This is a genomic window from Planctomycetota bacterium, from assembly GCA_039182125.1.
GTDB lineage: Bacteria > Planctomycetota > Phycisphaerae > Tepidisphaerales > Tepidisphaeraceae > JBCDCH01.
Genome location: JBCDCH010000040.1, coordinates 1 through 13,367 on the forward strand (window position 1 = coordinate 1; position 13,367 = coordinate 13,367).

8 protein-coding genes and 1 rRNA gene are annotated in these 13,367 nt (G+C 62.1%); 4 read left to right on the forward strand and 5 right to left on the reverse strand.

Annotation, left to right across the window (positions count from 1 at the left end; translation table 11 throughout):
- The 5 genes from AAGD32_11405 to AAGD32_11425 form a co-directional block, all read right to left on the reverse strand.
- Positions 1-1,132 (reverse strand): 16S ribosomal RNA (locus tag AAGD32_11405); the annotation flags it as partial.
- Positions 1,133-1,554: 422 nt separating this feature from the next.
- Positions 1,555-3,081: a ribosome biogenesis GTPase Der gene (gene der, locus AAGD32_11410; protein ID MEM8874850.1), complete on the reverse strand. Its 1,527-nt coding sequence runs from the start codon at positions 3,079-3,081 to the stop codon at positions 1,555-1,557.
- 161 nt (positions 3,082-3,242) lie between these two features.
- Positions 3,243-3,674, reverse strand: coding sequence for a hypothetical protein (locus AAGD32_11415; protein ID MEM8874851.1), 432 nt, complete (start codon positions 3,672-3,674; stop codon positions 3,243-3,245).
- A gap of 383 nt (positions 3,675-4,057) precedes the next feature.
- On the reverse strand, positions 4,058-4,615 hold the full coding sequence (locus AAGD32_11420; protein MEM8874852.1) for a nucleotidyltransferase domain-containing protein: 558 nt from the start codon (positions 4,613-4,615) through the stop codon (positions 4,058-4,060).
- 80 nt (positions 4,616-4,695) lie between these two features.
- Positions 4,696-5,610, reverse strand: a complete 915-nt coding sequence (locus tag AAGD32_11425) for a prepilin-type N-terminal cleavage/methylation domain-containing protein (protein ID MEM8874853.1) — start codon at positions 5,608-5,610, stop codon at positions 4,696-4,698.
- Between the two features lie 245 nt (positions 5,611-5,855).
- Here AAGD32_11425 and AAGD32_11430 point away from each other — a divergent pair, with 245 nt between their 5' ends.
- From AAGD32_11430 to AAGD32_11445, 4 genes are read left to right on the forward strand one after another with little or no spacing between them, the layout of a single operon-like run.
- A complete protein-coding gene (locus AAGD32_11430; protein MEM8874854.1) occupies positions 5,856-6,995 on the forward strand; it encodes a LacI family DNA-binding transcriptional regulator in 1,140 nt (379 codons plus the stop codon).
- Positions 6,996-7,018: 23 nt separating this feature from the next.
- Entirely contained in the window at positions 7,019-7,819 is an 801-nt protein-coding gene (locus AAGD32_11435; GenBank protein MEM8874855.1) for a DNA methyltransferase, read from the forward strand.
- Positions 7,820-7,860: 41 nt separating this feature from the next.
- On the forward strand, positions 7,861-8,739 hold the full coding sequence (gene mtnP, locus AAGD32_11440) for an S-methyl-5'-thioadenosine phosphorylase (GenBank protein ID MEM8874856.1): 879 nt from the start codon (positions 7,861-7,863) through the stop codon (positions 8,737-8,739).
- Positions 8,740-8,784: 45 nt separating this feature from the next.
- Complete coding sequence (locus AAGD32_11445) at positions 8,785-13,365, forward strand: PQQ-binding-like beta-propeller repeat protein (GenBank protein ID MEM8874857.1); 4,581 nt, start codon at positions 8,785-8,787, stop codon at positions 13,363-13,365.
- The last annotated feature ends 2 nt before the right edge of the window (positions 13,366-13,367 follow it).

Genomic DNA, 13,367 nt, shown 5'->3' on the forward strand with positions numbered 1-13,367 from the left:
CACCGGCAGTCCCACTAGAGTCCCCGGCATAATCCGATGGTAACTAGTGGTAAAGGTTTCGCTCGTTAAGGGACTTAACCCGACATCTCACGACACGAGCTGACGACAGCCATGCAGCACCTGTCCTTGTTCCACCTCGAAAGGCGTACCCGACTTTCACCGGGATAATCCAAGGATGTCAAACCCAGGTAAGGTTCTGCGCGTTGCTTCGAATTAAACCACATGCTCCACCGCTTGTGTGAGCCCCCGTCAATTCCTTTGAGTTTTAGCCTTGCGACCGTACTCCCCAGGCGGTCCACTTAACACTTTTGCTACGACCGCGAGAGCGTCAGTGCTCCCGCAGCCTAGTGGACATCGTTTACGGCTAGGACTACCGGGGTATCTAATCCCGTTCGCTACCCTAGCTTTCGTGTCTGAGCGTCGATACATCCCCAGCGAGCCGCTTTCGCCTCTGGCGTTCCTCACGATATCTATGCATTTCACCGCTCCACCGTGAGTTCCGCTCGCCCCTGGATGATCCAAGCCCCGCAGTATACCAAGCAGTTCCACGGTTGAGCCGTGGGCTTTCACAAGGTACTTGCAGGGCCGCCTGCACACGCTTTAAGCCCAGTGATTCCGCCTAACGCTCGGGGCCTCTGTATTACCGCGACTGCTGGCACAGAGTTAGTCGCCCCTTATCAGAAGTTACTCAGAACTTGTTAGCTTCTTTTAGCAGTTTACACCCCGAGGGGCTTCGTCCTGCACTCGGTATTGCTCCGTCACACTTGCGTGCATTGCGGAAGATTCGTTACTGCAGCCTCCCGTAGGAGTCCGGGCAGTGTCTCAGTCCCGATGTGGCCGGCCAACCTCTCAGTCCGGCTAGGCGTCGATGCCTTGGTGAGCCTTTACCTCACCAACTAGCTGATACCACGTCGCCCGATCCCTTCCCGGCGGACCTTTGACCTCACCGCCATGCGACGATGAAGTGTCATCTGGTATTACACACCCTTTCGAGTGCCTATCCCAGTGGAAGGGGTACGTTAGCGACGCATTACTCACCCGTTCGCCACTCCCAGCAAGCTGGGCGTTCGACTTGCATGTCTTAGCCATACCGACAGCGTTCAGGCTGAGCCAGGATCAAACTCTTCAATTGTTGCTTTTGAATCTCACCGACCGAAATCGGCGAGCTAATCGCGAATGAAGTATTTGACCATTCGCCCCCGCGAGGTGGCGGGAACGACTGGCATGTATGGTACCGGCGGCGGTGCCGCCGGCGCTGAACTCGAAATCAATCATTCTTAGGTGACTCGCAACGACCCGAAGGCCGCTGCGGCGTGCAACCACGAAGGACGATCTCAAGTTGAGATTGTTTGTCCCCTCACCATCTTTCCGCGGCCGAAACCGCTTCCGTCTGGCAGGGGCCACGTCCTCGTGGCATCCCGTCTTCACTTGTCAAAGAGCTTGTTTATCGCTGTTGGCGAGGGCGTTCGCCTCCGTCACCAGCGGGCAGCAGTTTAGGCCGGGTCACGACCGGGTCAAACATCGCAGGTGTTTTTTGTTCACATTCGGTTTGCTCTACCTGCTGCGCGTCCGTTTTTGGGGCTTCTGGGGCCTTCCAGTAGGGCTACCGGGCTTTTTGCCGGTTCGCTTCCGCTCGGACTTTTCGCCGCCGGTGAGCTCAGTCAGGTTCTCCGCCTGCGCCTCGCGGTCCGGCTTGCCTCGCAGGAAGAGCTGGACCGGCACCTCTCCGAACGGCAGCTCATCCCGCAACCGATTGAGCAGGAATCGCTGGTACGCCTTGCTGAAAAGTTTCGGGTCGTTGACGAACAGCACGATCGTGGGCGGATGGATGTCGACCTGCGTGGCGTAGTAGATTTTGGGCCGCTTGCCGCGGGTGCCGGGCGGGCGGGTCTGGACGGCGGCCTTGATGACGGAGTTCAGCTTGCCGGTACCGACGCGTTCGCCAGACTGCTTGAACAGACGACGGGCGAGGTCGAGCACCGGGCCGACGTTTTTCCCCTCTTGGGCGGTCGTGAACGCGACCGGACAGTGCGCCAAGCCCGGCAGTTCTTTTTCGAGGTACGTCTTGAACTGGGCCATGAGCAGGCGGTCGTCGTTCTTTTCGACCGACTCGCCCTGCTTCCCGGCCGACTCGCGTAGAAACTTGCGGGCCAGGTCCCACTTGTTGACCACGATGATCGTCGGCTTGCTGTGGTCGGCGATCACCCGGCCCAGCTTCTTGTCCGGATCGGCCACCTTGATCGACGAGTCCAACAGCATGAGCACCACGTCCGCCCGGCGGATCGATCGCTCGGCCCGGTGGTAGGCGTAGAACTCGATGTCGTCGTTGACCATGTGTCGGCGTTTGCGGACGCCGGCGGTGTCGATGATCGTGAGTGCCCGGCCGTCTTTCTCGAAACGGACATCGACACTGTCGCGGGTGGTACCGGGGATCTCGCTGACGATCACCCGGCTGCTCTCGCCCGCCCCGTACAAGTCCGCCACGGCGTTCACGAAGGTCGACTTCCCCGCGTTTCGCTTGCCGACGACCGCGATGTGCAGATCAGGCTCGGGCACCGAGTCGGGCGCGTCGACAAGATCGACGTTGTCGGCGATGAGTTTAGGGAACTTCTCGACGCCGCGGCCGGTCGTGGCCGAGACCGGCACCGGCGTCCCGAATCCGAGCGACGCGGCCTCGGCGATGGTCAACTCGTGCCGTGGGCCGTCGGCCTTGTTCGCCACGAGCACCACCTTCACGCCGGTCTTGCGAAGCATCTCGGCGATCGTCTCGTCCAAGGCCGTCAGCCCGTCGTGGGCGTCGATCACGAAAAACACCATGTCCGCCCGCCCCACCGCGAGCCGGATCTGTTCTTCGACGTGGCCGACGAGATCATCGCCGTCGAACCCGAAGCCGCCGGTGTCAACGAGTTCGACGTAGCGCGTGCCGTGCTGGGTGCCGACCTTGACGGGCGTGGAGATACGGTCCCGCGTGACGCCGGGCATGTCCTGGACGATGGAGATGCGTTTACGCGCCAGCGCGTTGAGCAGGGACGACTTGCCGACATTGGGCCGGCCGACGATGGCAATGACGGGGAGACGCACAGCAAACTGTAGATAAGTCCAAGTCACCAAGCAGAACAAAAATATTTCGCAGCGATCTCAGGCACTGAGACTACATGCGATCGCCAAGCTATGCAACCGACATTCCAATCAAACCCAATAACCAATTCTAACGATTACCAAAATCCGTCGCCCGCGTTTGCCTAGGACCTGCTGATCGAACTCTTAAGCCGAAAAATCTTCGCCTCGAACTCTGCCTTGATCGGGTCTTCGATATTTTTCTCCACCCTTTTCAATATCGATTCCAACTCGTTAATAGAATTTCTGCCGAACGCCGAATCATCGATAGCGACCAACGTAGTTACAACATTCAAGCACAGGGACTTCCGAGCAAGCGCTGTCTCAGCGATGCAGGCGCGTGTGGCAAACGTTGCCGCTGTACCTCCTATGAAAAACAAGGCAACGGACGCCATCTTAATGTAGTCTGGCGTCAAATCCAGACCGACTAGATGCCACTCTGGAGAAATGACAAGTATCGCAATCATCAATCCGAACATCAGCACTGAGAAGATCGCACACACAAGCGCTCGGTTGCTGATCATGTACCGATGGAGGAAGAACGAAATCTGTTTCACATAACAAACCTTCCAAGGATAAGATGGACGCCTAATATCACATGCACTCTCAATGATTTTGCCGCATAGATCTCTTGTATTTTTTGCCAGATGAACATTTCGTATCCCAAGGAATGCGATCAAGCTGATTGAGCCTATCATGAACGGAATGAATGATGATTGGAGGTCCATAAAGTTCTCCTGAACCAGCACGAGATGAACAAACGCTCTTCGATGAGTTTGACAAGCGACATATACTAATCACAACACAGGCTGAGTGCTAGCAATTACGGATCAATGACCCCGCCCCCGCCACAGTTTGTCCAACAGCCAACATCGCCCGAACGATAACCTGCAAAGGTGAATCCGACGGGTCCGATCTTTATGTGACAGTAGCAAATTCGTCAAAACATAGGTAAAATCGGCCACGCCATTTCGCCGTGCTTGACCGCGAGCAACCTGTCGCGTTCACCGACCGGCTGCAAGTCGAGCTCGCCGGTTCGCAAGAGCGTCTCGCCTGCGATGAGGAGGCGGAGGGTGTGCATCACCTGCTTGGGCTTGACCGGGTCGCCACGTTCGAGGCGGCGCAGGTGTTTGCCGCGTTGCTTCTCGGCGTAGCCGACGAACGTGTCGGCCACGCGTTTCGACAGGAACGCGGACCGATGTCGCCATAAATCATCGCCCGTCTCGTCGCTGTGCTCCACGACGGGCGACCAGAGAATTTCGAGTGCCGTCGGGTTCGCCGAGAGTCCGAGCCTGACGAACTTCTCGATCTCCCAGGCCACCGTCTGTTCAGCGTCATTCTCGAGCGTGGCCGGGGCACCGCCTAGAGACCAGTGCAGGTCCGCCGGCGGCAGGTAGACGCCCTTTCGGTCGGTGTCACTCCCTTCGTCGCCCAAGCCATATGCACGGCTGCCAACGACCACGCGATAGCAGACGTATTGCCAGAGATCACCAGACATGGGATCAAGCCTACCAACGACCACCGCCCGGCCGTTAAACGGCGCGGGCGGTGGTACTTCGCAACAATGAGGAGTTCGTTTTAGAACGGATTCCGAATATTGATGGCGGAGAAGCGAACCTCGAAAGTGCTAACGAGCTTCTCCCAAGGATCGCCGTACATGTTCTCGTCAGCGTCGGGAAGAGCCGAGCCAGCAACGGAAGCGGCATGACCATCAGCAAAGGTGAAGTTGGCGCGGTCGAGATCGCCGTGACGATGGTTGATGCGCTCGCCTTCCATCGCAAACAAATAGACCCCGTCGAAGAAGGTGGCGACCCGAGCACTGTCCTGTACCTGGGCCAGACTCATCTGACGCAGACCAAGTACCTCAGCTTGATCGCCGATGTAGGTCATCGGGAAAAATTCTGCGTAGGTACGCCCCGAGTCCCACCAAGATACTGAATTGCTACCCCACCAAGAGTTCACGGCATAGTGAGTGGCTTTAAACTCCGGATCATCCTCGTCGTAACCCTCGGCAGCGTTGGTCTCGAATAGCGAAGCACCGAGGAAGTTCCTAGGCGTCAAACCGACAACACCATCTGCGTCGGTGCCCCACCCCGGGTCACTGCTACCAGCGAACCAATCTGGGACACCATCTCGACCCAAGATATTGTCGTTACCCGAGGGACAACGAAACGCGGTGTTGGCATCTTCGCCCTCAGCAGAGATGTACTCGTCGAGTTTGGTCATCCAGTGACGGTCAGGTGCCCGCTCTGTACCGAACTCCTCAAGATAGACTTCTGTGGGCGGGAGCTTCTGGTCCCAGTCCTCGGCGTAGAACAAGGAGGCCAGACCAATCTGGCGCAAGTTACTCAGACACTGAACCGACTTGGCACTCTCACGGGCTCGTTGCAGCGAGGGCAGCAGGATGGAGATCAAGAGTGCGATGATACCGATAACGACCAACAGCTCGACGAGCGTGAAGCCGCGACGGTTGCGAGGGTTGCGAATACGCATGGTGTGCCTCCTCAGGCAGGTGAATCGTTTTTCCCGGGCCGATGGACCCGGATTGTAACGCCGCCTCTCAATGCTGCGAAGTATCAGCGAGCGTGCGGCAGACTGCCCTCCTCGGGCGGTTATTTGGGACTCTATTTGACAGCGCTTGCGAATGCAAGACCTTTTTGCCTACTTTTATGGTATCGTCCACCGAGCTGCGTCACTCGATGCGGTTTTCGGAAAGCCTCGCAGGATTGATCCGCCCGATGCCCGCGCGCACACGAAAATCCGATCCGCCTATCGGCCGTCACCCGGCCCGAACCCTGCCGCGTGCCACGCCGACACTGGATGAGATCGCCCGCTTGGCCGGCGTGAGTGCCGGCACTGTTTCCCGCGTCCTCAATGGCAAGAACAAGGAAAACCGCAGCGCCATCGCCAAACGCTCCGAACGCATCCGCCGCATCGCGGAAGAGGCCGGCTACCGCCCCAACACCGCCGCCCGCACCATGGCCTCGGGCAAGTTCAAGCTCATCGCCCTGATGACCTGCGGCGAAATCGACGTCGACTGGGTGCCCGTCCCTCTCTTGCACGGCATCCAGGAAGCACTGCACGCCAACAAGCAACGTCTCATCCTCAACGACGTGCCTGCCAAACGTTTCGACGAAGCAGGCTTCATCCCTCGCCTGCTGCGGGAGAATGCCGTCGATGGCTTGCTGGTTCATCCCAACACCAACGTGACCATCTCGGCCGCACCGACATTCGAACGCCAATCACTGCCGTGGCTGTGGGTCAACGCAGGCCGGGAGACTCGATCCATCGATCCCGACGAAGACCACGGTGCGGGGGTGTTGGTGAACTTCCTGCTAGAACGTGGCCGACGGCACATCGGTTACTTCCGGCTGAGCCGAGCCTCGGGCGAAGGCGATCACTTCTCCGGTCCGGCCCGACTTGCCGGCGTCCATAACGCTCTCAACGCTCACGACCTGCCTATCCCGAAGCTTGAGCCTGTGCGGAAGATCGGCACCACCAACGAGGTTTTCTTCTGGCGTGACGAAGCCGACCGGTTCGTACAACAGCGCGGCGAACTCGATTCGGTCGTCTGCTACGAGATGGCCGACGCCGTGGCACTTCACTCCGCCGCGATGCGACACGGCCTGCGGGTACCCGAAGATCTTGAGATCGCCTGCTTCCACGACGACAAGATTCACATGCACACGGGGATCCCGGTGACCACCGCGCTGATCCCATTCCGCGAGGTCGGCAGGACCGCTGCCGAGCGGCTGATGAAGCTGATCGACGCCGAACCCGGTCATGTGGATCCATCTCTAGAAGAGCGCGTGCGGGTTCCATATCACCGCCTCTGCCTGCTCGACAGTTCCGAGCGGAACGCCCCGAACCTGCCGTAGTGACGCGAATACCCTCGGGATCCATGCCGCGGCCGACCCGTTCCTCGAAAAAGCGCCACCAGCCCATCGCCCAGCCGCCGCTACGTCGGCAGGTGACAACCCTTTGGGACTATCCCTCGCAGGACTACGGCGGTAAGCAGCAGGGCATCAAGGGTTACGCTGGCGCGACCCCGTCGTACATCATCTGGAATCTGCTGGAGCGTTACACGAAGCCGAAAGACCTGATCGTCGACCCATGCTGCGGCAGCGGCACGACGCTGGACGTGGCCCGCGATCTCGACCGAAAAGCCCTCGGCTACGACGTGCATCCGCAGCGCAAGGACATCTTCAACCGTGACGCCCGCGACCTGCCGCCAGAATTGTCGGGAAAGGTCGATTTCGTGTTCATCGACCCGCCCTACGCCGACCACCTCGACTACGGCGACGACAAGCGTGACATCGGCAAGCTCAAGGCCGACGGCGGGTATTACGACGCAATGGCCGATGTCGCCAGAGAAATCCACCGCGTGCTCAAACCCAGCGGCCATGCGGCGATCTACATTTCCGACAGCTACAAGCACAATAAGACCGGCGGCACCTTCCACCCGCTGGGCTTCGAGGTGTTCGACGCAACACGGAAGCACTTGGAGCCGGTCGACATCGTGAGCGTCGTCCGTCACAACCGCACACTGGAGATGGGCAACTACCGCAAAGCCGCCGACGAGGGCAACTACTTCCTCCGCGGCTTCAACTACCTGTTCATCTTTCGCAAAGCAAAGGCCAAACCGGCGACCGCTGGCAAAGGGCCGAGGAAGGGCCGGAAGCCACGCCGGGCCGGCGGCTAACGCCGTGGGCATTCGGCGGGAATTCTCGTACTTTGGCCGCCATGAAGTTAGCCCTCATCGGCGGTACCGGCCTCGGCGAAGCGCTCGGCGGCGAAACCGGCACCGCCCACCACCCCGACACGCCCTTCGGCAAGCCGTCCGCCCCGATCATCGAAACGCATTGGGCCGACGTACCGGTCCTGATCCTGCAACGTCACGGAGACGGCCATCTCATCCGCCCCACTGCGGTCAACAGCCGGGCGAACCTGTTCGCACTCAAGCAACTTGGCGCGACCCACGTTCTGGCCTCGGGGGCCGTCGGCAGCTTGCGTGAGGAGTTCGCGCCCAAACACTTGTTGGTTCCCGACCAGATCATCGACAAGACTTCGGCCCGGGCGACGACGTTCTACGAAAACGCGGCGGTGCATGTGGAGTTTGCCGACCCGTTCAGCGGACCGCTGCGACAGTTGCTGCTCGATTCGGCCGACGCGGTTGAAACTCCGACCCACCCGGCCGGCTGCTATGTGTGTATGGAAGGCCCCGCGTTCAGCACCAAGGCCGAGAGCCACATGCACCGCCTCTGGGGCGGCGACGTCATCGGCATGACGGCCATGCCCGAAGCCAGACTCGCCCGGGAAGCCGAACTGCCCTACGCCCTGGTCGCGCTGGTCACCGACTACGACTGCTGGCGGACGCACGAAGCCCACCCCGACGGCAAGGAAGGCCTGTTGCGCGAGATCATCGGGAACCTCCAAGCCGCCGCGGCGTCAGGAGTCACGGTGCTCAAACGAGCCGTCGAACTCGCCGCCGGGCGAAAGGACCAACTCATGGCCGATCCGATCCGCGACACCCTCGCCATGGCGATCTGGTCGGACAAATCGAAGATTCCACCGGACGAGGTCACGCGACTTTCGCCGCTGTGGGGACACCACTTCGACTGAACCGAAATGCCGCGCATCCCCTAAGATATTTTCGTGGAGCACCGAATGCGTTTAGTACCGTTGGCATTGACGTTCGCGATCGCCGGTTCGGCCTTGGCCCAGGGTACTTCGCCGCTCGAGGGCAAAGACTCCTCGCAGGGCGTGTTCGTCCGGGACTCCGCGACGGTGCTCGAGAAGTTCACGTTGGCCGAGCGGATGGAACGGCTGCGTGACTGGGACAACGCAGCCGACGTGTATCAGGAGTTGGTGCTCGGCTTCAACGACCGCGTCGTCCCCAGCCGGACCGACGCCGACAACAACATCATCCAGTACCGCAGCGTCGTCCCGGCGATCCAGGAACGCATCGCCCGTTGGCCGGCCGAGGGGTTGGCGGTGTTCCGCGAGTTGTTCGGCGATGATGCTCAACGCCTGCTTGGTGAGGCGATGGAAGAGACCGACCCGGCCGAGCGCCGCCGGCTGCTGGGCCGGATATTCAACGAATACTTCGTCACCCGTGCCGCACTTGATGCCGCCCGGCTGCTCATTGATGAATCGTTCCGGGCCGGCGACTTCGCATCGGCCGCGGCCCTCGCCGATCGCATCCTCGAAACTTACCCCGGCCTAGGCGATGCCCAGCCGGACTTCGCCTTTCGCTCCGGACTCACCCACCATTTACTCGGTCAAACCGCTCGCGCCGCCGACCGGCTCAATGACCTCCCGCCCGACGCCATCGGCATGCTCGGCGGCGAACCGGTCAACTACCGCGATGCCCTCTCCGCCGCCCTGCTCGACGGACCGCCGGTTGCCAGAGGGAACGAAATAGCCAATTGGCCGTTGGCCTTCGGCGATACCGACCGACACGTCATCCCCGGCGAACCCAACCCCGCGCAACTGCAACGTTCTTTTCGTGTCTCACTGACCGACTCGCGACCTCGCAACGTCCAGGTTGGTTCGGTACGTCGCTACCGCAAGGAAGCCGAACCGTTCGAGGCGCGCGGCGACTTCACCGGAATTCTCCCGGTCATCGAGAACGGCGAAATCTTCTTCCACGACAACGCCCGGCTCTACGCACTGAGCATGGTCAGCGGCACCGCCCTGCCGGCATGGGAGCCGACTCATCCGGGCGGGGTTTACGCCATCGAGGCATGGAGCAAGCCGCGCGGACTGGTCAACACCACCGCCGTCTCCGAGTCGTCCGTCATCGCCGTCATGGGTAAGGCCGACGTCTTCGCCCAACAGCTCACTGGGCAGGACGGGTTTGCCGAGCAACTGGTTTGCCTGGATCGCGGCGACGGTTCGATCCGTTGGACGATGGCCCCGCGCCGGCTTTCCTTCGAGAGCGGTGGCGAAAAAGTGACCGTCGTCGGCGGACGATTCTCCGGCAGCCCAATCGTCAGCAACGGCCGCATCTACATCAAACTCACCGGCAGCGCCAACGCCAACGCCGGGCAGTTCGAAGAGTGCTACGTCTTGTGCATCGACGAGCAGAGTGGTGAGATCCGGTGGGCCGGCTTCGTCGCGAGCAACGCCTCGCAGGCGATGCTCAACCGCCGCAACAACAACAGCCAGCGTGGCCTCAGCGAATCCCACCCCGCCCTCGACGGGGACCGGCTCTACGTCTCCAACGACGCCGGCGTCATCGCCTGTCTCGACGCTTACGACGGCACGGTCCGTTGGCTCAACCTGTACGAGCGTGACCTGCCCGAAGCCGTGAACAATCGGTTCAACCGTCGCCGGCCGGCGCCACGCACCCCCGACGAGTTCACCCCCGCCACCAGCAACCCGCTGATCGTCACGCAAGGCAAACTCTTCGCCCTGCCCAACGACGGCAAGGAAGCACTCGTTTACGACGCGCTCGACGGGTCGGAGGTCCTGAGCGTCGACCTCGAAGCCCATGGCGATTTGAACCAACTCATCGGCGTTGCCGGCGAACAGCTGATCCTCGGTAACGTCCGCCGCATCGACGCGATCGCCTGGCAGGAGTACGAGCCGGACTTGGACCCGCTGGACAACGTCTTTTGGAACTTCGAGTTTCCGGGCGAAACGGTGGACTTCATCGGGCGACCGGTCATTGCCGGCGATCACCTTTACTTCTGCACGACCGACCGTGTCAGGCGGGTGAGGCTTAGCAACGGAAAGCGGGAGCCGATCCTGCCGCTTGATGGCGAGTTCGCCGAGGACCAGGGGCCGGGCAACCTGCTCGTCCTCAGCAACACGCTCGTCATTGCCACGGCCAATGAAGTCGACGTCTACGCCGATCCGGTCACCATCCAACGCGAACTCGAACGGCTCGTCCGTGAGTCGCCTAACGATGTGATCCCCCGCCTGCGGTTCGCCGAATCCGCCGCGGCCAGCGGTGATGCGGCGACGGCCGTCGGCCACCTCCGTGACGCCGTCGAAATCATCGGCCGGCTCGACGACGACGGGACGGCACGCACGCGGACCTTCGCCACCATCATGGGTCTGGCCAATCGCGATGTTCCCGGCTTCGACAAGGACGAGCTCTTTGGCCTGGCCGAGGGCATCGCCGCGTCACCGCAGCAGCAAGTGCGCCTCCGGCTCACCCGCATCGACGCCGCCACCGATCCGGGCGACAAGGTCGGGCTTTACCAGGAACTACTTATCGACGACACGCTCCGCAGCATCGACGTCAACGTCGCCGGGGATACCGTTGCCGCTTCCGAACTGGCGAGGCGGCGGATCGACGCCTTGATCGAAGCTCACGGCCGGGCGGTTTACGCACCGGTCGAAACGGACGCCGTCGCCGCCGCAACACCGCTGTTGAACGACCCCGACGGTGATCCGCGTGAACTGCTCGACCTTGCCCGGCAATACCCCAACGCGCAAGTCACCACCGACCTTTTCGCCGTGGCGAGCGATCGTCTTGAGGAAAGCGGCAACGTCCTGCTTGCACGCCGGGCACTTCGGGCATCGCTGGCCCGGGTGACCGACAATGCCGATCGTGCCGCGCTGCTCGAACGGCTGGCCCGCACCATGGGCACCGACCCGCAATTCCTTCAACTCGCAGCAGCCCACCTCGCCGAAGCCGCCCGGCTGGAACCCGGCAGCGAACTACTCGCCGCGATCGACCTGCCCAACGGCGAAGCACTCGGCATCATGTCCCGCGCCAACGCCGCCGACCGACTGCGTGAACTCGCGACATTGTCGGCCAACGCCTTGCTGCCCAACCTCGACCTGCCGCCGATCACGATCAACGGCGTCGCGCCCGATCCGTTCCCACGACGCGATGTGATCGATGACGTGCGGCTGCTCGTGTCACAACTCGACGGCGGCGAACGCACCGACCGGTTCGTCGCTTGGGGCGGCAAGTCCCGGCTCATTTCCGCCCAGGGCCGGGTCATCGCCGAGCTCGATTTCCAGGCACGGCCCGCCGCCTCGGCGTGGTTCGGGGGTGTCCTCGTGTTGATCAGCCGCGACCACGTTGCGGGGTTCGACGGAACGACCGGCGCGCGACTCTGGCAGTTCGCCCCGCTGCTACCCGACGACCAACAAGCCGTCGCCGCCGAGCCGCGGGCGGATGAACTGCCCGAAGACGAGCAGCCGCTGGTGATCCGGCTCAACGACGGACAGGTCAACCCGCAGCAAGCCCGAGAGTTCGCCGCGCTTCGGGATCGTGCCCAGGCCAACGCCGGCCCGATCGACCGCGGCGGCAGCATCCGCCTTGCCGCCATCGCCCCCGACCGGCTCGCCGTCGCATCCGAACTCGGCGAGACCGTGCTGATCGATCCGACCGACGGTGCGGTGATTTGGCGGCGCGGCGTCGATGCGGGGCAGGCCGTCCGCATGCTCGCCGGCCCGGACCACCTCGCCCTGCTCATCCGCCAGCCCAACGGCCAGCAACGCCTTCTCGTTCGTTCGCTCTTCGATGGCGACCCCGTCCTCGAACAACAAGGCGGCAACGAGCAGTTGGTGAACTTCAACCTCTCCGACGACGGCCTGCTCCTGCTGCTCACGCCGCAACGGCTGCGCGCGTTCGACTTGGCAAGCGTCGACGGCCCGGTTCCGACCGCGCTGTGGGAGACCGAGTTCCGTGACCGGCTCGGCGAAGCCCCGTTCGGCCAGAGCTTCGAGCCGGACAACCTCCTGATCAGCGCAGGCAAAGCCCTTGTACTCGGCGACGCCAACACCGAGACGCAGGGGGTGTACGTCTTCGACCTGGCCAGCGGCGATCTCATGACGTATCCCGGCAGCGACACGCCGGTCGCGCTGAGCCCGAGGGCCGGTGCCGCGAAGGTTCGGCTCATCGCGTCGGGCAGCCGCGTCATCACCATCGGTCTCTCGACGTTGGTCACCTATGACATCGCCGAGGCCGGCCGTGAGTGGGAGCGGTTTGCCGGCAGCCCGTTCATGCCGACCATCCGCGACGTGCTGCTCACGCCCGACACCGCGGTCGTCATCGACGAGCCCAACGCCCGGGTGCAAGGCCGATCACGCCGCCCACGCAACCTGATGCTCACCACGGTCACGCGGATGAGCGATGACGGCAGCGACGGCGGTCTGGTGCTTCACGAGCGTTCCATCGCCGAGGAAACCGGCATCGAACCGGGGCAATGGCGGCTCGTCGACGGGGGGATCGTGTACCTCACCGGCGAAGGCAAACTCGTCCTGCTGAGAACGCCCGAGTAATC

Bases quoted from the DNA above. Each gene is read 5' to 3' on its own strand.
- AAGD32_11445 (MEM8874857.1), top strand. From the start codon at position 8,785: ATGCGTTTAGTACCGTTGGCATTGACGTTCGCGATCGCCGGTTCGGCC.
- AAGD32_11420 (MEM8874852.1), bottom strand. From the start codon at position 4,615: ATGTCTGGTGATCTCTGGCAATACGTCTGCTATCGCGTGGTCGTTGGC.
- AAGD32_11435 (MEM8874855.1), top strand. From the start codon at position 7,019: ATGCCGCGGCCGACCCGTTCCTCGAAAAAGCGCCACCAGCCCATCGCC.
- AAGD32_11425 (MEM8874853.1), bottom strand. From the start codon at position 5,610: ATGCGTATTCGCAACCCTCGCAACCGTCGCGGCTTCACGCTCGTCGAG.
- AAGD32_11430 (MEM8874854.1), top strand. From the start codon at position 5,856: ATGCCCGCGCGCACACGAAAATCCGATCCGCCTATCGGCCGTCACCCG.
- mtnP (MEM8874856.1), top strand. From the start codon at position 7,861: ATGAAGTTAGCCCTCATCGGCGGTACCGGCCTCGGCGAAGCGCTCGGC.